Here is a 1,733-nt window from a genome sequence, read left to right as displayed (position 1 = left end):
GCCCGCCCCGCAGGCCGGCGGCGGCGACCGGGCCCCGCGCGGGGCCCGCGAGGAGATCCTCTGCGGCGTCTTCGGCGAGGTGCTCGGCCTGGCCGGGGTCGGGCCGGAGCAGAACTTCTTCGACCTCGGCGGCCACTCGCTGCTCGCCGCCCGGCTCACCGCCCGGGTCCGCGCCGTGCTCGGCGGCGCCCCCACCGTCCGCGACCTGTTCGAGGCCCCCACCCCCGCCGCTCTCGCCCACCGCCTGGACGGCCCCGCCGACCCCCGCCCCGCCCTCACCCGCTGCACCCGCCCCGCCGACCTGCCGCTCTCGCACGCCCAGCGCCGGATGTGGTTCCTGCAGAACCTCGACGGCGACGGCGCGACCTACAACGTCCCGCTGGTCGTCCGCCTCACCGGCCCGCTCGACCAGGACGCCCTGCGCGCCGCCGTCCGCACCGTCAGCACGCGGCACGAGAGCCTGCGCACCGTGTTCGCCGAACGCGACGGCTCGGTGTACCAGCAGGTTCTGGACGCCCCGGCCCTCGCCGAGGCGGTCGAGGTCCGCCCCGTCGCCGGGGCCGGGCTGGACGCCGCCGTGCGGGACGCCGTCCGCCGCGGCTTCGACCTGGCCACCGAACGGCCGCTGCGCGTCACCCTGTTCGAACTCGGGCCGGAAGACCACGTGGTGGTGCTGCTGTTCCACCACATCGCGGGCGACGAGTGGTCGATGGACCCGTTCGCGGCCGAGCTGACCGCCGCCTACACCGCCGCCGTCACCGGAGCGGAGCCCGTACTGCCGCCGCTGCCCGTCCAGTACGCCGACTACACGCTCTGGCAGCAGGACCTGCTGGCCGACGGCCCCGACAGCCTGCTGGAGCGCCAACTCGCTTACTGGCAACAGGCGTTGGCCGGACTCCCGGAGGAGATCGCGCTGCCGCTGGACCACCCGCGCACCCCCGCCGCCCACCACCGGGGCGACACCGTGCACGCCCAGGTGCCGCCCGCCGTCTACCGGGGCCTGCGGGAGGCCGCCCGGTCCACCGGCACCACCACCTTCATGCTGCTCCAGGCCGCCGTCGCCACCCTGCTGCACCGCCTCGGCGCGGGCGAGGACATCCCGCTCGGCGCCCCCGTCGCGGGCCGCTCCGACAGCGGGCTCGACCGGCTGGTCGGCTTCTTCGTCAACACCGTGGTGCTGCGCACCGACCTGTCCGGCGACCCGACCTTCGCCGAACTGCTCGGCCGGGTACGCGAGTTCGACCTCGCCGCGTTCGCCCACCAGGACCTGCCGTTCGACCGCCTGGTGGAGGCCGTCAACCCGCCCCGGGTGCCCGGCCGGCACCCGCTGTTCCAGGTGATGCTGGGCTACCAGCACAGCGACGGCCGGGCCGGACGCCTGCTCGGCCTGGAGAGCCGGATCCTGCCGAGCGACCTCGGCGCGGCCAAGTTCGAACTCGACTTCAACTTCGAGGAGACCTCCTCCGCCGAGGAGATCGACATCGCCTTCGAGTACGCCGCCGACCGCTACGACCGCGCCACCGCCGAAGCCCTGGTCGAACGGCTGCTCACCGTCCTCGCCCAGGTCGCCGCCGACCCGCACCGCCGGGTCGGCAGCCTGGACGTGCTGACGTCCGGTGAGCGGGCGCTGTTGGGTGAGTGGGCGTCGACGGGGCGGGAGTTGCCGTCGGCGTCGGTGGCGGAGCTGTTGGCGGAGCGGGCGGTGCTGGTGCCGGGGGAGACGGCGCTGGTGT

The 1,733-nt window shown here is 75.4% G+C and carries 1 protein-coding gene; it reads left to right on the top strand.

Translation table 11 applies throughout. From position 1 onward, the window contains the following. Window positions 1-1,733: condensation domain-containing protein (locus ACFUEL_RS39365; RefSeq protein WP_380242981.1), on the top strand; the 1,733-nt coding region annotated here is incomplete at both ends.

The organism is Kitasatospora sp. NPDC057198 (assembly GCF_042670125.1).
Classification (GTDB): domain Bacteria; phylum Actinomycetota; class Actinomycetes; order Streptomycetales; family Streptomycetaceae; genus Kitasatospora.
This window is presented reverse-complemented; position numbering and strand designations above follow the sequence as displayed.